The sequence below is a fragment of the Enterobacter cloacae complex sp. IR5384 genome, from assembly GCF_049237265.1.
GTDB classification, from domain to species: Bacteria; Pseudomonadota; Gammaproteobacteria; order Enterobacterales; family Enterobacteriaceae; genus Enterobacter; species Enterobacter cloacae.
The window spans coordinates 1-20,238 of sequence record NZ_JBMKHJ010000029.1; the positions used below are offsets into that span (position 1 = coordinate 1).

At 53.2% G+C, this 20,238-nt stretch carries 22 protein-coding genes; 12 read left to right on the forward strand and 10 right to left on the reverse strand.

The genetic code is table 11. From position 1 onward, the window contains the following. Nucleotides 1-181: hypothetical protein (locus ACOTX3_RS19630; RefSeq protein ID WP_421634980.1), on the forward strand; the 181-nt coding region annotated here is incomplete at its 5' end. Here ACOTX3_RS19630 and ACOTX3_RS19635 read toward each other — a convergent pair. Both ACOTX3_RS19635 and ACOTX3_RS19640 read right to left on the reverse strand, forming a co-directional pair. Beyond that, on the reverse strand, nucleotides 178-894 hold the full coding sequence (locus tag ACOTX3_RS19635) for an SDR family oxidoreductase (RefSeq protein WP_045901095.1): 717 nt from the start codon (nucleotides 892-894) through the stop codon (nucleotides 178-180). The genes ACOTX3_RS19630 and ACOTX3_RS19635 overlap by 4 nt on opposite strands. A 270-nt stretch (nucleotides 895-1,164) precedes the next feature. Next, the gene (locus ACOTX3_RS19640; protein ID WP_045901097.1) at nucleotides 1,165-1,998 is read right to left on the reverse strand and encodes a MipA/OmpV family protein; all 834 of its coding nucleotides are present in this window, start codon (nucleotides 1,996-1,998) and stop codon (nucleotides 1,165-1,167) included. A gap of 205 nt (nucleotides 1,999-2,203) precedes the next feature. Between ACOTX3_RS19640 and ACOTX3_RS19645 the strand changes: the two genes are divergently transcribed. From ACOTX3_RS19645 to ACOTX3_RS19655, 3 genes are all read left to right on the forward strand, one after another. Next, complete coding sequence (locus tag ACOTX3_RS19645; RefSeq protein ID WP_020688169.1) at nucleotides 2,204-2,881, forward strand: response regulator; 678 nt, start codon at nucleotides 2,204-2,206, stop codon at nucleotides 2,879-2,881. Next, nucleotides 2,881-4,269, forward strand: coding sequence for a sensor histidine kinase (locus tag ACOTX3_RS19650; protein ID WP_045901100.1), 1,389 nt, complete (start codon nucleotides 2,881-2,883; stop codon nucleotides 4,267-4,269). The genes ACOTX3_RS19645 and ACOTX3_RS19650 overlap by 1 nt, the downstream gene beginning before the upstream one ends. Before the next feature lie 171 nt (nucleotides 4,270-4,440). Continuing rightward, nucleotides 4,441-4,920, forward strand: coding sequence for an RrF2 family transcriptional regulator (locus ACOTX3_RS19655; protein ID WP_013096741.1), 480 nt, complete (start codon nucleotides 4,441-4,443; stop codon nucleotides 4,918-4,920). A gap of 58 nt (nucleotides 4,921-4,978) precedes the next feature. On the opposite strand, the gene oqxB is transcribed toward ACOTX3_RS19655, so the two are convergent. Together oqxB and ACOTX3_RS19665 are read right to left on the reverse strand one after the other, a co-directional pair. Beyond that, nucleotides 4,979-8,131, reverse strand: a complete 3,153-nt coding sequence (oqxB, locus tag ACOTX3_RS19660) for a multidrug efflux RND transporter permease subunit OqxB (protein ID WP_020688167.1) — start codon at nucleotides 8,129-8,131, stop codon at nucleotides 4,979-4,981. A gap of 23 nt (nucleotides 8,132-8,154) precedes the next feature. After that, entirely contained in the window at nucleotides 8,155-9,330 is a 1,176-nt protein-coding gene (locus ACOTX3_RS19665) for an efflux RND transporter periplasmic adaptor subunit (RefSeq protein WP_246931853.1), read from the reverse strand. Between the two features lie 334 nt (nucleotides 9,331-9,664). Here ACOTX3_RS19665 and ACOTX3_RS19670 point away from each other — a divergent pair, with 334 nt between their 5' ends. After that, entirely contained in the window at nucleotides 9,665-10,027 is a 363-nt protein-coding gene (locus ACOTX3_RS19670) for a helix-turn-helix domain-containing protein (RefSeq protein WP_013096738.1), read from the forward strand. Between the two features lie 48 nt (nucleotides 10,028-10,075). On the opposite strand, the gene ACOTX3_RS19675 is transcribed toward ACOTX3_RS19670, so the two are convergent. Next, the gene (locus ACOTX3_RS19675; RefSeq protein WP_020688164.1) at nucleotides 10,076-10,906 is read right to left on the reverse strand and encodes an alpha/beta fold hydrolase; all 831 of its coding nucleotides are present in this window, start codon (nucleotides 10,904-10,906) and stop codon (nucleotides 10,076-10,078) included. Between the two features lie 238 nt (nucleotides 10,907-11,144). Between ACOTX3_RS19675 and ACOTX3_RS19680 the strand changes: the two genes are divergently transcribed. Next, complete coding sequence (locus ACOTX3_RS19680) at nucleotides 11,145-11,456, forward strand: YebG family protein (RefSeq protein WP_130626080.1); 312 nt, start codon at nucleotides 11,145-11,147, stop codon at nucleotides 11,454-11,456. A gap of 122 nt (nucleotides 11,457-11,578) precedes the next feature. Here the strand turns inward: ACOTX3_RS19680 and ACOTX3_RS19685 are convergent, their stop codons facing one another. Then, nucleotides 11,579-11,935, reverse strand: a complete 357-nt coding sequence (locus ACOTX3_RS19685) for an ASCH domain-containing protein (RefSeq protein ID WP_097533532.1) — start codon at nucleotides 11,933-11,935, stop codon at nucleotides 11,579-11,581. A gap of 159 nt (nucleotides 11,936-12,094) precedes the next feature. Here ACOTX3_RS19685 and ACOTX3_RS19690 point away from each other — a divergent pair, with 159 nt between their 5' ends. The 4 genes from ACOTX3_RS19690 (at nucleotide 12,095) to ACOTX3_RS19705 (ending at nucleotide 15,161) form a co-directional block, all read left to right on the forward strand. Beyond that, entirely contained in the window at nucleotides 12,095-12,772 is a 678-nt protein-coding gene (locus ACOTX3_RS19690; protein WP_250116786.1) for a DUF1963 domain-containing protein, read from the forward strand. Between the two features lie 74 nt (nucleotides 12,773-12,846). Beyond that, a complete protein-coding gene (locus tag ACOTX3_RS19695) occupies nucleotides 12,847-13,635 on the forward strand; it encodes a phosphotransferase (protein ID WP_165876001.1) in 789 nt (262 codons plus the stop codon). A gap of 155 nt (nucleotides 13,636-13,790) precedes the next feature. Then, nucleotides 13,791-14,534, forward strand: coding sequence for an SDR family oxidoreductase (locus ACOTX3_RS19700; RefSeq protein ID WP_250116822.1), 744 nt, complete (start codon nucleotides 13,791-13,793; stop codon nucleotides 14,532-14,534). Nucleotides 14,535-14,657: 123 nt separating this feature from the next. Then, entirely contained in the window at nucleotides 14,658-15,161 is a 504-nt protein-coding gene (locus tag ACOTX3_RS19705; protein WP_038980538.1) for a DUF523 domain-containing protein, read from the forward strand. Between the two features lie 24 nt (nucleotides 15,162-15,185). Here ACOTX3_RS19705 and ACOTX3_RS19710 read toward each other — a convergent pair whose 3' ends face one another. Then, nucleotides 15,186-16,025, reverse strand: a complete 840-nt coding sequence (locus tag ACOTX3_RS19710; protein ID WP_038980540.1) for an MBL fold metallo-hydrolase — start codon at nucleotides 16,023-16,025, stop codon at nucleotides 15,186-15,188. After that, entirely contained in the window at nucleotides 16,022-16,564 is a 543-nt protein-coding gene (locus ACOTX3_RS19715) for a hypothetical protein (RefSeq protein WP_038980541.1), read from the reverse strand. Before ACOTX3_RS19715 ends, ACOTX3_RS19710 begins: the two co-directional genes overlap by 4 nt. A 134-nt stretch (nucleotides 16,565-16,698) precedes the next feature. Here ACOTX3_RS19715 and ACOTX3_RS19720 point away from each other — a divergent pair, with 134 nt between their 5' ends. Further along, complete coding sequence (locus tag ACOTX3_RS19720) at nucleotides 16,699-17,601, forward strand: LysR substrate-binding domain-containing protein (RefSeq protein WP_250116787.1); 903 nt, start codon at nucleotides 16,699-16,701, stop codon at nucleotides 17,599-17,601. A 37-nt stretch (nucleotides 17,602-17,638) separates the two neighbouring features. Further along, nucleotides 17,639-18,562, forward strand: a complete 924-nt coding sequence (locus ACOTX3_RS19725; protein ID WP_038980547.1) for a LysR substrate-binding domain-containing protein — start codon at nucleotides 17,639-17,641, stop codon at nucleotides 18,560-18,562. A gap of 46 nt (nucleotides 18,563-18,608) precedes the next feature. On the opposite strand, the gene ACOTX3_RS19730 is transcribed toward ACOTX3_RS19725, so the two are convergent. Beyond that, nucleotides 18,609-19,079, reverse strand: a complete 471-nt coding sequence (locus ACOTX3_RS19730) for a hypothetical protein (RefSeq protein ID WP_114518767.1) — start codon at nucleotides 19,077-19,079, stop codon at nucleotides 18,609-18,611. Nucleotides 19,080-19,230: 151 nt separating this feature from the next. Beyond that, entirely contained in the window at nucleotides 19,231-20,169 is a 939-nt protein-coding gene (locus ACOTX3_RS19735; RefSeq protein WP_038980551.1) for an omptin family outer membrane protease, read from the reverse strand. Nucleotides 20,170-20,238 lie beyond the last annotated feature (69 nt).

The following is a 20,238-nucleotide window of genomic DNA, read 5'->3' on the forward strand; positions in this document are numbered from 1 at the left end:
TGATGATCTGTTCGTCGGAAAAACGCTTCTTCATGGGGATGTCCTCATGTGGCTTATGAAGACATTACTAACATCGGGGTGTACTAATCAACGGGGAGCAGGTCATACTAACTGCGACAATATCAAATTTCTGCCCTGGATAGGCGTTATCTATTTCCACAGAGTTTCTGAACGTTTCTAACGTCCTCCCAGGCTTCCTCCCCCATCAACAGGCAGTACTACGCCAGTAATAAAACTCGCTTCTGGTGATAAAAGAAAGGCTATTGCTGAAGCCACTTCAGCAGGAGAACCCAGTCTGCCCATTGGAATTGTCGATAAAATACGTTGTTCTGCTTCACTTCCAACAGGTCGTGTTTTATGAAAAAGCTCTGTCTCTATTGGCCCAGGAGCAATCGCATTCGAGGTGATCCCGAATTGAGCAAGCTCTAATGCCCAGGTCCGTGTACAACCTACCAGAGCACTTTTTGCTGCTGAGTAAGCTGTTCGGTCAATCGCACCGTAGATGGCACGGCTACATACATTAACTATTCTTCCCCAGCCTCTGCTCTTCATGTTGCCGATGAGTGCTTGTGTTATTTGAACTGCCACCCGTACGTTTATATCCATGACCTTCAGGAACGTTTGAATATCAATGCCTCCAAGTTGTTGAGGTAAGGCTACACCCACATTATTTACAATGCCGTGAATTTCGTGATTTTCGACTATTTTTAATAAAATTAAGTTTGTCTCATCAGCGCTACTCAGGTCAGCCGTATATAAAATCCCCGGAAAGCTGGCATCAACATTACGGGCAATACCCACAACCTGGTGACCCTGTTCTGATAATTTGTCACTGAGTGCTCTTCCTATCCCTTTTGTTGCACCAGTGATTAGATAAGTGCGATAAGGCCCCATATTAAAATCCTCAGTTTCGTTTGGCAGAATGAGAATCCAATGCTTACTGAAATCCCATTTTTTACTAACCCTCTATTAGGCTAGCAGAATAATTGCCAACGTTCGCTCCTCGCTCAAAACCGACGCTCACGCAGGAACAGAATGGCGTATTGGTACACATGCCAGCCTGCAATCATGACCTGTCAACCTGACGCGATACGTTCCTTATCCCTATCAAGTGCCGCCCCGTCATCTAACACGGGGCGGGAATTGGCGTTCCATCCAAATAAATCAGAAACTGTACGTAACCTTCAAACTTCCCGTCGGCGAGGTTTTTCGCTGAACAATCGGGCTGTCGGCTGCATCCCCCATCAGCTGCGTAACGCCTGCGCCAGCAACCACGCTCCAGCGTTGGGTGAGCTTGTGCGTCCAGTCGAGATTCGTTGACCAGGCATAAATTCCGGCTCCAGCGTCATATCGGGCAAATCCGGATGCGGCGGACTGGGATGCATTCACCCCATAGTAAGTCTGCATATACTTGCTGCTGCCCCAGCTACCGGTCAGCGACAGCGTCACCGCGTTGTTCGGTGAGGTAAAGAGCGGGCTGGAAATGCCGAAATGCAGCGCTTCGCCGTTGTCTCGCTCCGAAACCGGCACCTCTGCCTGCAATTGCAGATTCAGCCAGTCGGTCACTTTGTACCCCAGCCCTGGCACCACCAGAGCCGAACCTTTGATGTCGCCCATACCGCGCAAATAATCGCTGCCGCCGCTGATCGAATCGCTGTCCACGTCCCGATCCTTACGGCCCGCGCGATAGCTCAGCGCCGCGCTGTAATCCAGGTTGCCGATGTTGTTGCCGTAACCGATCCCTCGCGTGGTGCTGACGAAGAATCCGTTATACATCGCGTAATCCACCACCACCGCCGTGGTGGCGCGGTTTTTATCCGAACCCGAATAGTGGGGCGCAACATCCACGCCTCCGCCTAAGGTCAGCACGTTGCCCAGTTGTTCTGAGGCCAGTACCGGGGTGGCCAGTAATGCCAGCAGCGCGCCTGGCACGATGCTCTTCAGACTGAGCCCCGGGAGCGAAAGGGGGAACGAGTGACGCAGTTCGATATGTCTCATTAAAGAAGTCCTTTTGGATTCAAATGATTACGTTACAAGCGGTGTTAATCGCCAGAGCGCCCAGTTTGAATGTCCACCCTAAGGTTCTTATGAGCTCAAAATGAAGAAAGACTGAAGCAGATGCCGATGATGCAAAACTGTTAAATTACCTGTTACCGTCTCTTTCTTAAGACGTTCTTCATTCACGGTTGATAAAGTTGCCCTTGTGAAAATATTACTTATTGAAGACGACCTTGATCTCGGCAATGGCGTGCGTATTGCCCTTGCAGATCAAGGATTAGATGTCATATGGGTCCGCCGCAAAGAGGATGCGCTGCATCAACTTGCTGTCTGCGCACCTGAACTTATTCTGCTCGACCTGGGGCTGCCGGATGGCGATGGCATGAGTCTGATGGCGTACGTACGTCAGCAGCTAAAAGGCATCCCCGTTATTATCCTGACGGCGCGAGGAACGCTGCAGGATCGCCTGAGCGGGCTGGATGCCGGTGCCGATGACTATCTGGTTAAACCGTTTGTGCTCGCCGAGCTGCTGGCCCGGGTGAGGGCGCTTGCGCGACGCAGTTATGGCTATCAAAACGAGGCGGTAGAAATCAGAGGATTATCCCTGCATGTGCCGACGCGTCGCGTCGCGGTGAGTTCCCGCCATATTGAGCTGACGGCCAGCGAATACGCGCTGCTTGAAACCCTGATGTTGCGTGCTGACCGCGTGCTTACGCGCCGTTTTCTGGAAGAAAGGATCTTTGGTGCGAAAGAAAACATGAGTAATGCGCTTGATGTGCATATGGGGAACTTGCGTCGAAAAATTGGCGACGGCTATGTACGAACGGTACGGGGCGTCGGCTATGTCATTGACACCGTTGCGATTCAGAAGGAAGCAAATTGATGCGAAACCTGTGGCGTTTCCTGCGGGTGCCCACGCTGGTGCGGCGAATCATGGTCGCTCAGATGCTTCTGCTGACACTGCTGTGGTGTCTTTTTTTAACCTGGATGCTGTGGGATGACTTGCGTAGCCCCCCGATCCTGACCGGCGATAAGACATATAAAACCATATTTACTCTTGTTGAACACATGGAAGGGCGTACGCAGGAACGAAGCGAGGTGCTGGAGCAGTTCAGCCAGGCGTTGCGGGAGGATTACGGCGGAGGAGACGATGCGGGACTCTCCATCACCATGATTATTCGCAAGCATAACGCAATACTGTATGCCTCTGCTGGCGCACCGATAGGCGTGAAAAATACCCGGTTGGGGAAGATTGAGCGAATTCACAGCGACGGGCGTAGCTGGACCAGCCGCACGCTAAAATCCGCGAATTCCGACGTGGAGGTGACGCTGGTGACGCCTGCTGCGGGGTGGAACTTCTTTATCTACCTCAACTCGCGTGGCTACTACATCATGCCGCTGCTGGTGTGTATTCCTTTTCTGCTGTTTCCCGCATGGCTGTCCATCCGCATCGCTATGCGCCCGTGGAACAACGTCGTGAATGAAATTGCCTCACGCGCGCCAGAAGATCTCTCTCCGTTAAAGGCGGTTCCAACGCACCGGGAGCTTAGCCAGATGGTGAATGCGATTAATCAGTTCCTTGCCAGGGTGCGAGAAAGCACGGAAAGGGAGCGGGTATTTATTGCCGATGCCGCTCACGAACTGCGCACGCCGCTGGCTGCGATGCGAATCAATGTGGAGGCGTTGCAGGCCTACGTCAGCAGTGATAATCAACAGGCGCTACTTGCAGGGATTATTCGCAGCAATAGCCGGGCAGCGCGTCTGGTTAATCAACTTTTGCTGATGATGCACAGCGAAGCAAGCGTGGATACGGCGATGGAGCCGGTGCCGCTTACGACGCTCATCCAGGAGCGCATGGCGGTGCTGGCACCGCTCGCCGCGGAACGCAATATTGAGCTTGAATTCTACGCTCTGGAAGAAAGCTGGGTGAGCGGTGTCAGAGAACGTCTGATGTCGCTTATCGATAACGTGATTGAAAATGCCATTAAATACAGCCCGCAAGGCGGGCGGGTGGAGGTCGATCTCTTTTCGGCGGAGACGTCCACTCAATTCAGCGTCTCCGATGCCGGGCCGGGTATTCCGGTTGCGTTGAGGGAACGGGTGTTTGACCGGTTTTTCCGCGATCCGAATCAGGTGCAGAACGGGAGCGGGCTGGGTCTGGCCATCGTTAAAGCGGTGGCGCAGCAGCACAACAGCAGCGTGAGCCTGAGTACCTCTGCTGACGGTGGGCTCAGGGTGACGGTGGATTTTCCCAACCCGGCGTTTGCCTGAAGAAAACGGGAGGGTGATCCCATTTCGTGCGCGATGGAAACTCTTTTTTACGGGGCGGGTCAAAGTAGATAGCTTCAAAATAATTACGGTATTTGTTATATTGTTGCTTATTGATTATTCACCTCTGCGGTGCCAAAAAGAATAAGATTCACCGCAACCCAGGATACGTAAATGTTAGATTACCGCTTCCCGACAGCTTTGCAGATGGTTCTCAGCGTAGCGATGGCGGAGCAATTGGGTGAACGTTCGACGAGTGCGATTCTGGCCTACGGCCTGGAAGCGAATCCGAGCTTCATCCGCAAACTGATGGTTCCCCTCACGCGTGACGGTATTATCGTCTCAACGCTTGGTCGCAACGGCTCAATTCATCTTGGCCGCCCGCCGGAACAGATCACCCTGCGTGATATCTACCTTTCTGTTATAGAAGATAAAAAGCTGTGGGCGTCGCGCCCCGACGTACCGGCGCGCTGCGTGGTGAGCGCGAATACATGCTGGTACTTTAAATCCATCGCTGAAGAGGCCGAGCAGGCGTCACTCGCGGTCTTAGCCGGTCATACCGTGGCAAGCGCGCTGGAAGAGCTCAAGAAAGCGGATACCAGCGGGTGCGATCCGGTGCCCGAACTGATTGCCCAGTACAAGAAAGCGCATTAATGGCTGCATAAAAAAACCGCCTTCATCGTGAAGGCGGTTTTTTGTTATCTGCAGCGTATTACGCGGGCAAGACCTCTCTTTCCACTTTGCCGCGCGTGACAAATTTACGCAGCGTCACGTAAAACACCGGCGTCAGGAACAGACCAAACAGCGTTACGCCCAGCATACCGGAGAATACCGTGATCCCGGTGACGCCGCGCACTTCTGCACCCGCACCGTGGCCGAGGATGAGCGGGATGGTCCCGGCGATAAAGGCGATGGAGGTCATCACAATCGGGCGTAAACGCAGGCGGCACGCTTCAAGCGCCGCTTCCATAATACCTTTGCCCTGGATTTCCAGCTCGCGGGCAAACTCCACGATAAGAATCGCGTTTTTACACGCCAGCCCCATCAATACCACCAGACCCACCTGCACGAACACGTTGTTATCGCCGCCGGTCAGCCAGACGCCAAACAGGGCAGAGAGCATCGTCATCGGCACGATAAGGATCACCGCCAGCGGCAGCGTCCAGCTTTCGTACAGTGCCGCCAGGACCAGGAACGCCAGCAGAACCGCGACCGGGAAGACGATTAACGCCGTGTTCCCCTGAGTGGCCTGCTGGAAGCTCAGATCCGTCCACTCGATATTCATCCCGTTCGGCAGAATCTGCTTAGACATCCCCTCCAGTTGCGTCATCGCCTGGGTAGAGGAGAGGACGCGCGGATCGGCATCGCCAATCAGGTCCGCCGCCGGATAGCCGTTGTAGCGGATCACCGGATCGGGCCCGTAAGTGGTACTAATGTTCACCATACTGCCAATTGGCACCATCTCACCCTGGTTATTACGGGTGCGCAGATTCGCAATATCTTCCACGCTGTCGCGGTACGGCCCGTCGGCCTGCGCCATCACACGCCAGGTGCGGCCGAACTGGTTAAAGTCATTCACATAAGACGATCCCAGATAGGTTTGCAGCGTCCCGAACAGATCGGTCAGCGACACGCCCTGGGCTTTGGCCTTATCCCTGTCGACCTGCACATCCAGCTGCGGAACGTTCGCCTGGTAGGTGGAGATAGGGAAGTGCATTCCCGGCGTCTGCATAATTGCGCCCGACATGGTGTTCACCGCATTTTGCAACGCACCGTAGCCCAGACCGGCCCGATCCTGAATGTACAGCGAGTAACCCGACCCCTGACCCAGCCCCAGAATAGGCGGCGGCAGAATGGAGAAGCCAAAGCCCTGCTGGATTTGCGCGATTTTGGCGTTGATCTCGGCGTTAATTTCCGCCGCCGTGTGTTTACGCTGGTCAAACGGTTTCAGGCCAAAGAAGACCGTCCCGGTATTCGGCGTATTGGTGAACTGCAGCGCATTCAGCCCCGGGAAGGCGACCGCATAATCCACGCCCTCGGTGTTCATACCGATTTCGCTCATTTTGCGGATCACCGCATCGGTACGTGCCAGCGATGAGCCTTCCGGCATTTTCACGCCGCCAATCAGGTACAGCTTATCCTGAGTGGGAATAAACCCGCCGGGTACGGCTTTAAACATCACGCCTGCGGCACAGAGCAGCAGCACATAGACCACAAACACCGCACCGCGTCGTCCGAGCGTTTTGCCCACCAGCCCCTGATAACCGTTCGAGCTACGGTGGAAGAAGCGGTTGAACGGACGGAAAATCCAGCCGAACAGGCGATCGATAAGCCGGGTAGGGAGGTCCTTCGGCGCGCCGTGCGGCTTCAGGAGCAGGGCGGCCAGCGCAGGCGAAAGCGTCAGCGAGTTAATGGCGGAGATCACCGTTGATATCGCAATCGTCACCGCAAACTGCTTGTAGAACTGACCCGTAACCCCCGAAAGAAACGCCATCGGCACGAACACCGCGCACAGCACCAGCGCAATCGCGATAATGGGCCCGGAGACTTCACGCATCGCCTGATGCGCTGCCGCCAGCGGCGCAAGACCCTCTTCGATATTTCGCTCGACGTTTTCCACCACCACAATGGCGTCGTCCACGACGATACCGATCGCCAGCACCAGCCCGAACAAACTCAGGGTGTTAAGCGAAAAGCCCAGCAGGTAGAGAACGCTGAACGTGCCCACCACCGAGACCGGCACCGCGATCAGCGGAATGATCGACGCACGCCAGGTTTGCAGGAACAGAATGACCACCAGTACAACCAGCACCACCGCTTCCAGCAGCGTCTGCACGACCGCGCGAATGGAGTCACGCACGAATACCGTCGGATCGTACGGTGCCGCCCATTTCATGTCTTCCGGGAAACGGGTAGACAGTTCTGCCATTTTAGCGCGCACCGCGTTAGACAGATCGATGGCGTTCGCTCCCGGCGACTGGAAGATACCAATCCCGACCGCGTCTTTATTGTTGAGCTGGGAGCGCAGCGCATAGCTACCGGAGCCCATTTCAATGCGCGCCACATCGCGCAGGCGCACCAGCGAGCCATCCTGCGCGGTTTTCAGGATAATATTGCCAAACTCTTCTTCAGTATGCAGACGACCCTGCGCGTTAATGGAGATCAGGAAATCGCTCTCTTTCGGCAGCGGCTCGGCGCCCAGCTGTCCGGCGGACACCTGCACGTTTTGCTCCTGCATCGCCGTCACCACGTCCGAGGCGGTCAGGCCGCGTGCCGCCACCTTATTTGGATCCAGCCAGACGCGCATCGCGTATTCGCCCGAGCCAAAAATCTGGATTTGGCCGACGCCGGGCAGACGCGCCAGTTCATCCTTCACTTTCAGCGTGGCGTAGTTACGCATATAGAGTGAATCGTACTTACCGCCGGGCGAAAACAGATGCACCACCAGCGTCAGCGTCGGCGACTGCTTCTGGGTGGTGATACCCAGACGGCGAACGTCTTCCGGCAGGCGCGCTTCGGCCTGTGACACGCGGTTTTGTACCTGAACCTGGGCCTGATCCGGGTCGGTTCCTGGGCGGAACGTGACGGTGGTCACCAGTACGCCGTCGGAGCCGGCGACGGACTTCATGTACATCATGTTTTCAACGCCGTTGATCGCTTCTTCCAGCGGCGTCGCCACGGTCTCTGCAATCACCTTCGGGTTGGCGCCGGGATACTCCGCGCGCACCTGCACGCTTGGCGGCACAACGTCAGGGTATTCGCTCACCGGCAACAGCGGGATGGCGATTAAGCCTGTGATAAAAATCAGTATCGACAGCACCGCGGCAAAGATTGGCCTGTCGATAAAAAAGCGGGAAAAGTCCATGGGTCGGATTCTCAGATAAGGGATCAGTTAAGGGCGGCGCGGGTGGTCATGGCAACGGTTTTCGCGTTAACCGGCATGCCCGGCATAAACACTTTTTGTAAACCGTCGACGATGACTTTATCGCCAGGCTTCAGCCCCTGCTGGACGATACGTAAACCGTCGGCCAGACGCCCTGGCGTAATATCACGTCGCTGCGCTTTACTCTCTTTATCAACGACATAGACATACTTACGATCCTGATCGGTCAGCACCGCCTTGTCGTCGATAAGCGTGGCCTGGAACTCCGCGCTGCCCGGCAGGCGGACGCGGGCAAACAGTCCCGGCGTGAACTGACGCTGAGTGTTATCCAGCAGCGCGCGCATGCGGATGGTGCCGGTACTGGGTGTTAACTGATTATCAAGAAAATCGACTTTGCCCTGATGGGGATAGCCGTCTTCGCCCACTAGACCAATCTCAACCGGTAGCGCCTGGTGAGTGCTGGTGGCACCTTGCCCGCTGAGGGCGAGTTTTTGATAGTGAAGGTAGGTTGACTCATCCACGTCAAAGTAGACGTAAACCGTCTTCTGCGAGACCAGCGTGGTGAGCACGCTGGCGCTGTCACCGGCGGTAACGAGGTTCCCGCTGGTGATCAACGCGCGGCTGGCGCGCCCGTCGATAGGGGCGGTCACTTTAGTGAAATCCAGGTTCAGCTGCGCTGCATCCACCGCCGCCTGTGCGGCGCGAATGTCGGCCTGGGCCTGGACGGCAGCAGCACGGCGCTGCTCCCACTCTTCACGGGATACCAGATTGGTATTGACCAGTTTATCGGTACGGTTTGCCTCGCTTTGCGCCAGGCTGGCCTGCGTTTTGGCTCTTGCCAGCGCTGCCTGCGCCTGTTCCAGCGTGGCGCGATAGGTTCTGTCATCGATCGTGAACAATACCTGGCCTTTTTTGACCTCCTGACCGTCGGTGTAATTCACTTTATCAATGTAGCCGGAGACGCGAGGGCGGAGCTGTACGCTTTCCACCGCCTCGATCCGGCCATTAAAGCTATCCCACTGGCTAATGGATTTGACGACCACGTCAGCGGCGCTGACGGTGGGCGCTTGTGGCGCGGCATTTTGCGCGACACCCTCGTCACACCCGACGAGCAGGGCGGAGAGTAACACCGCGCCCAACGCGTTCAGATGAAAATTACCCCAGGTTTTTTGCAGGCTCATTATTTTTATTCCGGTAGTTGTAGCCGCCGGGCAAGACGCAACGGGGGACGCCGCGCCACTTCCTTTGTCCGGGCTGGCTTAAGGCCATTTGTGTCGTTCATCGCCACAAAACTGTAACAATTGTGAATACACTATCGCGGCGATTGTAGGTAGGCGCTAAATTTAGTGCAAGAATAATTGTTGCACTTTATGTGCTATTTGAGGCCGGGGAAAAAGGCGCGTTTTCGGCAGGGAATTAAATGCAACAATAAAACTTGCATTTAACATCAAATCGGGCCATCTTTAAATGCAACAAACAAAGGTGCTTTTTACTACGTGGCGTGTGGGGGAGAAGATGGACACTGGCGCATTTATTCACGATCTGCTCGACTGGATCGATAACAACCTGGATAGTCGTCTGGACATTGAGACCGTATCAAAGCGTGCAGGCTATTCAAAATGGCATCTTCAGCGGATCTTCAAAGAACACACGGGTTATCCTATTGCCGAGTATATCCGTGCGCAGAAACTTCAAAAATCGATGGAGCGGTTAACCCATAGCGATGAGCCGATCCTGAACGTGGCGATTGCGTTGGGCTTTGACTCCCAGCAGTCTTTCAACCGCAGCTTTAAGCGTCAGTATGGTCAGGCACCGGGGGCATGGCGTCGCAGCATTGTCAGCCCGAAAACGCGGCATTTATGCCAGACATCCCCCTAGCCTGGGCGGGAACCGTTTTGCTCCCGCCTGAGGGGGTAATGTGCGGGGTTAACTGTTTATAAAGGCGAGAAGATCGGCATTGACCTGATCGGCATGTGTCGTTGGGATACCGTGAGGCGCGCCTTTATAGGTATGCAGGGTTCCGTTTTGGACCAGCTTGACTGACATCGCGCCGGAATCTGCATACGGCACCACCTGATCGTCATCCCCATGGATGACCAGAACAGGGATGGATATCCCTTTAAGGTCTTCCGTGAAGTCAGTCTGTGAGAAGGCCACAATCCCATCGTAATGCGCCTTGGCGCTTCCCATCATTCCCTGACGGTACCAGTTATAGATGACCGCTTCGGAAGGCTTCGCCCCCGGGCGATTAAATCCATAGAACGGTCCCGCGGGCACGTCATAATAAAACTGAGGGCGATTCGCCGCCAGCTGGGCCTGAAAATCATCAAACACTGACTTTGGCGTACCCTGAGGATTACTCTCCGTCTTCACCATCAGGGGCGGTACAGCACTGATCAATACGGCTTTGGAAACTTTGTCTTCACCGTGCCGGGCGATATAACGCACCACCTCACCACCGCCGGTTGAATGCCCGACATGCATCGCACCCTGTACGCCAAGATGTTCTACAACGGCGGCCACATCGTCAGCGTAGTGATCCATATCATGGCCGTCCCACACCTGATCTGAACGCCCATGACCGCGACGGTCATGGGCCACAACGCGGAATCCTTTATTGACGAAGAACAGCATCTGGGCGTCCCAGTCATCACTGCTTAGCGGCCAGCCGTGATGGAAAAAGATCACTTTCCCGTCTTTTGGACCCCAGTCCTTGTAGTAGATATTGACGCCATCGCGAGTTGTTACATAACCCATGATTATTCTCCACTCAGATAGACAGATTGCATGAAAGGCAGAAATGAAATGCGGTATACGGCCCGACTCCGCCGCGAATTAAGAAGTGTAGTTCATACGCTGGCCGTCTGGGTTAAGGCTCACCCACAGGCGGGCAGAATGGGGCAGCGGTAAGGAGGACGTGCAGAAAATAAATTTTAGCTGCAACCTACACCGTGAAGGGTTATACTGTATATAAACACAGTGAAAGGGGCGCATCATGGCGGTTGAAACAAAATATGTTGTTGTAAGAAAAGGTGAAGAGAAAATGACATTTGCCAGTAAGAAAGAGGCTGACGCGCACGACAAACTGCTCGACATGGCAGACGCGTTCACCGACTGGCTGCTACAAAGCGGACTGCAGATGGACGAAACGCAGGCTGAAGATCTGGGGTTGTATCTCGCCGAGCAGAAAGAGGCCGTGCAGCATATTCTGCGTACCAGTAAACTGCCCGATCTCAACGCTGTAACCGATAAAACAGCCTCTGATGAGGCTGGCAATAAAAAAATCCGAGCCGTGAAAGCTGCCTGACAGGGACATTAACGGTGGAAAAACAGTCGAGATACTGGAATACGTCTTACACCAGGGCGCCGGTGGCGCCTTTCACACCTTCACTGCTACGTCCTGGCCCGGGCGATTAATTTTCTCTCCTTTCACAGCACCTCAACCACTTCAAATTCTTCTGCAATCAACTCCATATCTTCAGAAAAATGACCTTCTCGGGTGAAAAATCGCTGATGCTCTTTCTGCCAGTATTCAAGGCTTAAATCGCCTTCACCTTCTTTACGGGCAAACGCCTCGGTCACATCACAAAAACGCACCAGTCGCATTGAAACCAGCCGGGTTACACAGACCGGAACATTCTGGCCATCAAGAATAATGTTATAACTCCCGATCCGCGGGGCAGACACCTCCTGCTGATAAGAGGCAAAAGATCCGCAGGAAGCGGTTTTGATCCCTTTTTTAATCAGGTCTGCAAGCTCGCTGGCCAGTTCCGGGCTGTCGCCCATTTGTCAGGCACCGGCGCCTGGGTACTTCACTTTTAATTTCTCAACCGCAAACATGATAAGCCCTTTTTATATGCAGGTCTGATGAATAATGATTACGATATAATAAAAACGTCTTTATTTCAGACTGTATAGAGTCTCTCCATACGTAAGGCGACAAATATGAAATCCAGGAGTGCGTTAGTTTTAGACGAGCTCAGATCCAAATTACGTCCTGCATCGGTGGCACAAGTGGGCGGTTTTCGTCCCCCGGCAGACCCCCTTACATCCTGGTTTTTAAACGGTGTCGCTCTTCCCGGTGAAGGATTACCACTCTGGAAGGGGCAGCCGATGTTTCCGCTTCTTCAGATTCGTATAGATGAGCTTCCCGTTATCCCTGAGCAACTGAAGGACGTGGCACTCCTGGTGCTCTTTCACAATATTGAAAGCCATTCATTTGATAAACCTCATGGTGAAGGTTGGCTCATACGAGAATATGCCACCCTTGAAGGGCTTGAGTTATTGCCTGCGACAGACACGCCTTATCGCGCATTTCCGGTTCGATGGATAGGCGTTAATGATGATGCGCCGGGATGGGAAGATGCCTGGGATATTATTGACCTTTCTGACGTAAACGATGATCAGGAGGCAAGTGACCGCTTCCATGATGATTTTAAACGCTACAGGGGAACCAAGGTCGGAGGATACCCGCTGGAGATACAACATGGCGTGGGGATAGAAGACTTTGTCTTTCAGGTGGGATCAGAGGAAAAGGTCAACTGGATGTGGGCGGATAATGGTATCGGCTATTTTCACAAATCACCGGAGGGACTCTGGACGTTTTCGTGCCAGTTTTACTGAGCATACAACGTTAGCGTCTCGCTTCAGGTGGATTCTCCGTGCCACCGTCCCAACTCATTCATAAGAGACAGTGCATGTCTGCTACGGATTTATCCAAAATGGGCACCGCGAAAGTGATGCTGAGTGTAAGTGACTGCGGGCATAACGTGATTGAAAAATGTCCTGTCGGAGAGGTGGAGTACAGCTTTTATCAGTACGCTGCAACGGAGCTTAATCAGGCTGGCATTGTTACCCCAATGCTCTTTTCCGCTGATGCCCCTTTACGCAAGTTAATACTGGAATATATTCCTGAAAAAGTTGAACAGAACGATGCCGCAGGTGACGACGCCATCGCTATGTTGGCACGCTTGCATAGTTTCCCCGCAAATTCTGAATGGATTTACCACAGCCACTCGTGGTCAGAACTGGCGCTCGAAAAGTCCCTCATGCTTTTAGCGTTACCAGATAAAAGTACGCAGCAATTTCGGCTATTTCAGGAATGTAGTGATGTTTTGTTCGCTTGCCCAAGCCTAATCTCTGGCGATAGCAATGCTGGCAATTGGGGAAGAAGAGAAAACGGTGATTTGGTTCTTTTCGACTGGGAACGATTTGGAAAAGGGAGTCCTGCGATCGATCTTGCCCCTCTGATAAAAGGGATGGGTTCGAAGCTAATGTTTACTGATATTGCTGAACGCTATTGCCAGTTCTCTTTCCATCATGACCGTAATGCGTTAGCGAGAGAAATTGCCATTGCCAAAGCATGGATTGTCACCGAAGTCATTGTGCTACTTAATGAGCGGCAAAACGCAGACTTTCCTTTATATCTCGACTGGTACAGGGAACATCTTCCTGGCTGGTTAGATGATGTCATCACGATGCTATGAATGATCATCTTCAGGCTTCATCGACATATTGAGTAGACAATATTCGATGTTGCCTGTCTTTCTTACATGTAAATGGCACTAACGGAAAGATGTCGCTCCGCCTCCCCATGCTATATCTCCACCAACACATAATCACTACAAACGGAGACATGAAGATGCTGAGAGGTAAAAGAGCCGTCATTACTGGCGGCGGCGGGGGATTTGGACAGGCGTTGTGCGTGTGGTTGGCACGAGAAGGCGTCGAGGTGGATTTTTGCGCGCGGCGCGCTGATGATATTCAAAACACCTGCAGCATCATCACTGCTGAAGGCGGCATGGCAAAAGGGTATCTCTGTGATTTAACCCAACCTGATTCCATTTCTCAGTTTTCTTCACAGCTGTTAACGTCAGACAAGCCTGTAGACATTTTAATCCTCAATGCTGCTCAGTGGTTGTCAGGAAGGTTTGACGATCAGCCAGACACAGAAATTATCAATACCATCAGTTCAGGTCTGACTGGTTCGATTCTCTTGACTCAGGCATTACTGCCCGGATTAAGACGTTCAGCCAGCGCTGATATCATCTCGATTATCTCTACCTGTGGGATCCCGAATTTCACCGATTCAATTGCGCATCCCGCTTTTTTCGCCAGTAAACATGGGCTGAGCGGGTTTATAACGAAACTGTCGCGGCAAATGTCTGAAGAAAACATACGTGTTACTGGTCTGTATCCACCCGATTTCGAAAATACCGGATTAGAGCCAGCTTTTGATGATCAATCCAGAATGGGGGACGGTCTGCTGAACGGGCGCTCGGTCTGGGAAACCATTCGTTTTGTACTGATGCAACCTCGCAGTTGCCATATCAGCCACATCTATTTTCAAGGCCCAACGCGCGAAGATCTGATTAGCAGGGGCTGAATCGGTTAACGTTGATGTGATAAGTACGTGCACGTCGCGCACACAGCCAACCTTCACCATCCACGCCAGTACCCGCAGCGTGTTACACTTCCTCACTTTCATCATCTACACGACAGGGAAGCGATGATAAATAAAATTCTGGTCAGTGCGTGCCTGATGGGGTTCAGGGTGCGTTACAACGGCAGCGAAAAAGCGAAGGCGATGGCGCAACTCTCCCGCTGGCAAGCGGAGCAGCGGTTAGTGATCCACTGCCCTGAACTGGCTGCCGGGTTGCCGGTACCCCGACCACCAGCAGAGATTTTGTCGGCCGACGGTCGGGATGTCATGCGCGGGCAGGCCAGAATCATTGAGAATACGGGCCAGGATGTCACAGAGCACTATCAGCTTGCCGCCTGGCTGGCGCTACGTACCGCACAGGAGCATGGTTGCCGCGCGGCGCTGCTCACGGATGGCAGCCCAACCTGCGGGAGCCAGCATATCTATGATGGTTCTTTTACCGGCGTGCGCAACACGGGGATGGGTGTCGCGGCAGCATTACTCGCTGAACATGGGATCGCGGTATTCTCAGAAACGCAGCTTCCGGAATTGATGCGCTGGATTGACGAAAGAGAAAAGCCCGTATGCTGAACGCGAATGAACAAGCCTGACGTCTTAACCAGAGTAAGAGAGTCGATATCCACTTCCCATACGGAGAACGCGCGCAAACCCTTGCGGCCCGATATGCATTCCCGCAACGAGCAGATTTTCCCTGACCGCGCGTTCCAGCACCTCTTTGCGCGTTGCTTCGGCCTGTGCAGGATCCGCGTCAAAGGCGATGCGAACCTCCGGCAGGGCAGACTGTATATGCGGGTAGTGGACAATATCTCCCCATATCAGTAAGTCCTTGTCATGCGAGTGAATGAGAAACCCGGTATGTCCGGGCGTGTGGCCGGGTAACCAGACCGGCAGGATCCCTTCGGTAACACTGTTCTCATCGAAAAAACGCACCTGTTTACTACACGCCTGTAACGTCTGGCGCACGAACCTGAAATTACGCGCTGCACGCGCATCGGCACTGTTTAGCGTGTTATCGTCCCACCAGTGTTCCGCTTCCAGAGGGTGAAGAAAAATATCTGCATGTTGATAGACAGGACGCTGTTCAGCATCCAGCAGACCACCAATATGGTCCGGATGACAGTGCGTTAATAAAACGGTATCCACCTCGTCAGGAACCACGCCAACCGCGGCGAGATGGGTGATAAGGTCACCCCCCACGTTGTTCACCCCACCTGCGCCAGCGTCAACCAGAATAATTCTCCCCCGGCCCCGGATGAGGTAGCCATTGATGTGAATATCGCCGGGTTCCGCGACGCCTGCATGCTCCTGAATTTCGTTTGCCGCTGCGTTTTCTATTCCTGAGAGCAAATCGAGACGAGCTGACAGAACGCCGTCACTGAGCGCGGTAATCTCAAAATCGCCAATCTGGCGCACCGGGAAGGTGGACTGAATCATCGCGTACTCCGCTGTTCTGGTTGCGTATTGTTGCCTGAACGCTGCAACTGGGGTGTCAGTGGTTCGTAGAGATAGACCTCAGGAAGAGGCGAAGCCTGCATGGCAGTTTCACGAGGCAACACCCACGCAACGCGACGTTCCGGGGAACAATCCAGCCCCACGGCCTGCATGTCGATGGCCCTGTGTCCGGCAGGACTAACGAGATGAGTGCTTAACAGCAAAATTTGATCGCAGGAGAGAGCTGGCGCCGGATCTTCACAGGCATAGAGATTACGGTGCCAGTCAGTTATGCACCTCTGCCAGCGAGAAAAATTACCGCCGCCTTTCAGACGGTACTCTTCACTGTGCAAAACATCCGCGTTGGTAACGGTATGCAGGGCAAGATAAACCGGGCAGCCAGGCGTGATGGCCCGAAAACGCTGAGACGTCATAAATCCGGTCACGGAGAGAAGAGCGGGCAATTTCTCCTGACTATAAAACGTGCTCCACTCAGCTTCGCTTGGCGGATCGTTATACGAACATTCCACGATATAGAACATCACAACCTCTTCACTTAATGACTTTTCATCATGCTACACGCTGTTTTTCGTGCGTTAAATCGATACTATGTCATGGTTCAGTGACATTAACTCATCGACTGCGCAGAATATGCGCGGCCTCAGGACCAGGCTTAATGCGTAAAAAGATACCCAGTAGCGCCTCTTTGCAGGCTTTTGATGCCGCTGCCAGGCATGGTAATTTTGCCCGGGCTGCAGAGGAGCTCTTTCTGACTGAAGGGGCGATTAGCCGCCAGATTGCACGTCTGGAATCGCTGTTAAACTGCAAACTGTTTGACCGTACCGGGAGCCGCGTAAAGCTGAATCCTGCTGGCGCGCGCTATGCTCATCATGTACGTGAAACTCTTGAGCGGCTCGAAAGGGAGACTCAGGACATCATGGGCATGCAGGAGGGGATTCAGAGTCTGGATATTGCCGTGCTGCCGACGTTTTGCAGCCGCTGGCTCATTCCCCGCCTGAGCCGCTTTACCTCGCAGTTCCCTGAGATCTCAGTCAATCTAGCGGCCAGAACGGATCCGTTTATTTTGCCCGGGAGCGGCTTTGATGCCGTCGTTCATTTTCAACATCCCGCCTGGGCCGGGATGCGACTGCAGCCGTTGTTTGAGGAAAAACTGGTGCCGGTGTGTCATCCTGCACTGTTAATGGATAAGGAACCCGGTGAGCAACTCAATGCACTTGCGCTGATCCATCGCCGGCAGAATCCGGATGCGTGGCATCGCTATGCGTTGGAAAGCGGGATCAGTCTTGATAACCCGTCTCAGGGCGTACGGTACGATCTTCATGAAATGGCGATCGCTGCTGTGCTGGCAGGTCACGGCGTCGCATTGATACCACGCATGTATATCGAAAACGAACTACGCAGCGGCATGCTGGTTTCGCCATGGCCTGCCTCAGAAAGGTTAATTAAGACATTCTGTTTCATTAAACCGGCGGAAACGGGAATCAATGACGCGGCGTTACTGACGTTTGAACGCTGGCTGCTGGCTGAAATCACTACGCCTGCCAGTCACTCAAGATGAAGCTCTGGTTTCGGCCGCCATCCTGTAAAGGGGAATTATGTCCTTACCACCACTCTATGCCCTGCGCGCCTTTGAAGTCGCTGCGCGAGTAAACTCCTTCAGTAAAGCCGCTGAGGTGCTCAATATTACTCCGGGCGCGGTCAGCAGACATGTCCGCACCCTGGAAATGTGGTTCGACTGTGAGTTGTTCAAACGGCAGGGGCCGAGAGTGGAGATCAGTGAGGCGGGGCGTGTTCTGGCCGGGCAGCTTCACGAAGGGTTCAGGAGTATCGAGTGGGCCTGTCGGGCTTTCAGAAGTGAAAACCACCTGTTGCGGCTGAAGGCACCCAGTACGCTCACCATGAGATGGTTGCTTAACGTCCTGCGATCGTTTCGTGAACATCATGAAAAACCCAACGTTGAAATAGCCAGCGTCTGGATGGATATCGATACCGTTGATTTCACGCGAGAGCCCTATGATTGCGCGATCCTGCTGGGCAACGGCCATTTTGGCGAGTCAACGGAGAGCCGATTGCTTTTCAGTGAATGGCTTATTCCGGTCTGTAACCCCGCTTTACTGGAATCTGCCCGAGAGCAACTTTCGCAGTGCGATCTGATCCATCCTTCCCCGGACAGACGCGACTGGCGGCGGTGGCTGAGAAGAACGGGGTTATTCCCCGGGCTTGATATGAGTCGCGGAACGGTTTTCGACACCCTTGAACAGGGGAGTAGTGCCGCCATGAACGGCCATGGCGTCGCGATTGCCGACCTGCTGCTTTCGCTTGACGCGCTGAATAGCGGCCTGCTTGCGCTGCCTTTCAAAGAAGCCATTGCCACCGGAGACGGTTATTATATTGTCTGGCCGAAAAATTCACTCAGGAAAAAGAGTATTGAATGTCTGCTGGACTGGCTTGACCTGCATGCCCCGGTCATTCCTTCTCTTGATATCATCTGTCTGGAATACGACGAGCATCGGCTGTAGTTATCAAAAGCAGGATATGCCGCGGGCGTATCCTGCCCTATAAACTTCAGGCGTAAGGAATATTTGCCATTTTTTTATACCTTTCCGGCAATGCACCGTTCAGGTTGAGAAGTTTATCGAGAATAGTGATCGCAGGCGTATTGTTTGCGCGCTCTGAATCTACTATCGCTGCACGCAATATAGTGGCAGCCGACGTGACTTTCTGAAAGTACGCCTCGGACTCGGGTGTTTGTAATTCACCTGAAAGGGCGTAACGCACCAGCGGCCATCCTGAAAAATCCAGTACGGGAAGGGGCTCACCTTCTTTTGGCAGATTAGCGGCGAGCAACGCCTCAGCTTGCATGGGGTCGTTGTGAGCGGCACACAGAATGTGAAGGCGATGCACAAAGGCCGCAAGGGCGACATCGTTCTCTTTTTCTGCTGACAGCGATTCCAGCAGTGCCGATAAATTGGCGCCGGATGAATATTCATCTAGTGAGACCAGCTTCATTAAATGAAATATAACGTCAAGCGTCATGTTTGCTCCCTGAACATTTATCAATTTTGAAGGATGATATTTCAGGGACGTCGCGTTTGAAAAACGACAAATAGTCAGAATCAATGTGAGTTTAACTCAACATCACAAAAAGGCCCCGTCAGGGGCCCGATCTTGATTAACCACAACGGGATCAGAAGCGGTATTGCAGACCCGCGGTAATGGTATAGTTGCGGTTTGAAATACCGGCAGCATCTCCGCCAATAGAGCCCGATTCGCCAGTATTGGTATCAATAATCTGCGTACCGCCTTTACCTTCTTCGTAACTGCTATAGGTAAATTCTGCGAACACTTTGGCGTTCGGCGTGACGTAATAACCTGCGTCAACCGACGCACCGTAATAGCGGGAATCAGAGGTCTTCTCACGGAAGGTCAGATCGCGCATATAGTGCTCGTCGTTGTCGTGCGCGCGTACCCAGTCACTGAATTTAAACAGGGCATTGAATTCAAAATCATTGAAACGGTACTGGCCCGCCAGACCAATGTACGGCATGGAGAAGCGCTGGCTATAGCCAATACCGCGTTCACCTGCCGGGAAGTTGCCCGTATTGGTGCCGTTATCATAATTATAAGAGCCACCGGTCGCCGTCCAGCTGAAGCGCGTTTCCTGATAACCTGCGGTTACGCCAGCTTTATAGTTATCGCCCTGGAAGATCCAGCCTATAACGTTGAGATCGTATTCATTGGCGTAATTGACGTTGGTCGCAGGATGGGATGAATGGTCTGTCCAGGAGGATTGTTTTGCATTCATCCAGTCGTAGTCATCCATATGACCCGAGCCTGATGCCAGAGACGTCCAGCCGCGGGCGTTCAGTGTCAAAAATGAATAAGCATCCCAGGAAATATCACCTTTCAGAATGGCAACATTTTTGATTTTCCAGTCGAGCTGGCTGATTTTTCTTCCTGTGACTTCGTCGTACACCATTTCATGGGATTTTCCGCTCAGCATCCCGGCAGAGGCTGAAACCGATAAACTTTCCGGTGAAAAATCCGGTATGGCTTGTGCGGATCCTGCATATACTGCCCCTGAAAACGCGGCCATCATCATTCCGGCAATAATGTTTTTTGTCATTTTATTTTCCCTAAATCAAATTTAATCAATGCCTTGCAGACAAATCTTAAAAGTCATACAAATAAGAAT

Bases quoted from the DNA above. Each gene is read 5' to 3' on its own strand.
- ACOTX3_RS19730 (WP_114518767.1), bottom strand. From the start codon at position 19,079: ATGACGCTTGACGTTATATTTCATTTAATGAAGCTGGTCTCACTAGAT.
- ACOTX3_RS19665 (WP_246931853.1), bottom strand. From the start codon at position 9,330: ATGAGCCTGCAAAAAACCTGGGGTAATTTTCATCTGAACGCGTTGGGC.
- ACOTX3_RS19700 (WP_250116822.1), top strand. From the start codon at position 13,791: ATGCTGAGAGGTAAAAGAGCCGTCATTACTGGCGGCGGCGGGGGATTT.
- ACOTX3_RS19735 (WP_038980551.1), bottom strand. From the start codon at position 20,169: ATGACAAAAAACATTATTGCCGGAATGATGATGGCCGCGTTTTCAGGG.
- ACOTX3_RS19685 (WP_097533532.1), bottom strand. From the start codon at position 11,935: ATGGGCGACAGCCCGGAACTGGCCAGCGAGCTTGCAGACCTGATTAAA.
- ACOTX3_RS19710 (WP_038980540.1), bottom strand. From the start codon at position 16,025: ATGATTCAGTCCACCTTCCCGGTGCGCCAGATTGGCGATTTTGAGATT.
- ACOTX3_RS19690 (WP_250116786.1), top strand. From the start codon at position 12,095: ATGAAATCCAGGAGTGCGTTAGTTTTAGACGAGCTCAGATCCAAATTA.
- ACOTX3_RS19720 (WP_250116787.1), top strand. From the start codon at position 16,699: ATGCGTAAAAAGATACCCAGTAGCGCCTCTTTGCAGGCTTTTGATGCC.
- ACOTX3_RS19695 (WP_165876001.1), top strand. From the start codon at position 12,847: ATGTCTGCTACGGATTTATCCAAAATGGGCACCGCGAAAGTGATGCTG.
- ACOTX3_RS19635 (WP_045901095.1), bottom strand. From the start codon at position 894: ATGGGGCCTTATCGCACTTATCTAATCACTGGTGCAACAAAAGGGATA.
- ACOTX3_RS19715 (WP_038980541.1), bottom strand. From the start codon at position 16,564: ATGTTCTATATCGTGGAATGTTCGTATAACGATCCGCCAAGCGAAGCT.
- oqxB (WP_020688167.1), bottom strand. From the start codon at position 8,131: ATGGACTTTTCCCGCTTTTTTATCGACAGGCCAATCTTTGCCGCGGTG.
- ACOTX3_RS19705 (WP_038980538.1), top strand. From the start codon at position 14,658: ATGATAAATAAAATTCTGGTCAGTGCGTGCCTGATGGGGTTCAGGGTG.
- ACOTX3_RS19680 (WP_130626080.1), top strand. From the start codon at position 11,145: ATGGCGGTTGAAACAAAATATGTTGTTGTAAGAAAAGGTGAAGAGAAA.
- ACOTX3_RS19640 (WP_045901097.1), bottom strand. From the start codon at position 1,998: ATGAGACATATCGAACTGCGTCACTCGTTCCCCCTTTCGCTCCCGGGG.
- ACOTX3_RS19725 (WP_038980547.1), top strand. From the start codon at position 17,639: ATGTCCTTACCACCACTCTATGCCCTGCGCGCCTTTGAAGTCGCTGCG.
- ACOTX3_RS19650 (WP_045901100.1), top strand. From the start codon at position 2,881: ATGCGAAACCTGTGGCGTTTCCTGCGGGTGCCCACGCTGGTGCGGCGA.
- ACOTX3_RS19675 (WP_020688164.1), bottom strand. From the start codon at position 10,906: ATGGGTTATGTAACAACTCGCGATGGCGTCAATATCTACTACAAGGAC.
- ACOTX3_RS19655 (WP_013096741.1), top strand. From the start codon at position 4,441: ATGTTAGATTACCGCTTCCCGACAGCTTTGCAGATGGTTCTCAGCGTA.
- ACOTX3_RS19670 (WP_013096738.1), top strand. From the start codon at position 9,665: ATGGACACTGGCGCATTTATTCACGATCTGCTCGACTGGATCGATAAC.